Raw genomic sequence first — 478 nt, 5'->3', positions numbered from 1 at the left:
CGTCAGAGTACTAACGGTCCATTTCCTGTATAAGTTAGCGCCGTTCCTTTCGTTGCCTTCAGTTCCCCATTAATGTACAAATACGCATTGTTGGGAGTCGACACTGCAGCCAAGTGATACCATGTGTCTGTTCTTAGCTCACCAATGGGTACCGAGTTCCATGAATCTGTAAACCGCATATTTCCATTATCCATTCCTAAGTAAAACGAATTTGAGATATTCTCCTTCGTCCATTGGGATAGCATTTCTCGGTATCCTTTATCGAACGTATCTTTTTTGAACCATAACTCTACTGTATAGTTACTGCCTCCTGTCGGTATCATTCCGCTCTTTGACAATACTCCATAGTCATCCTGACCATCCAAGGTCAGGTAAGCCATCCCTTTACCATATAATGTCCCATGATTTTTGTTCGAGGTACTATCATACGCAATATTGCGGCTTACTTCATCCAGCTTCCAATATCCAACCAAACCAC

1 protein-coding gene is annotated in these 478 nt (G+C 42.5%); it reads right to left on the bottom strand.

Translation table 11 applies throughout. From position 1 onward, the window contains the following. Positions 1-2 precede the first annotated feature (2 nt). A partial coding sequence (locus ET33_RS35840; protein WP_036694106.1) for a LamG-like jellyroll fold domain-containing protein occupies positions 3-478 on the bottom strand: 476 nt, incomplete at its 5' end.

The sequence above is a fragment of the Paenibacillus tyrphae genome (assembly GCF_000722545.1).
Taxonomy (GTDB): Bacteria; Bacillota; Bacilli; order Paenibacillales; family NBRC-103111; genus Paenibacillus_G; species Paenibacillus_G tyrfis.
This window is presented reverse-complemented; position numbering and strand designations above follow the sequence as displayed.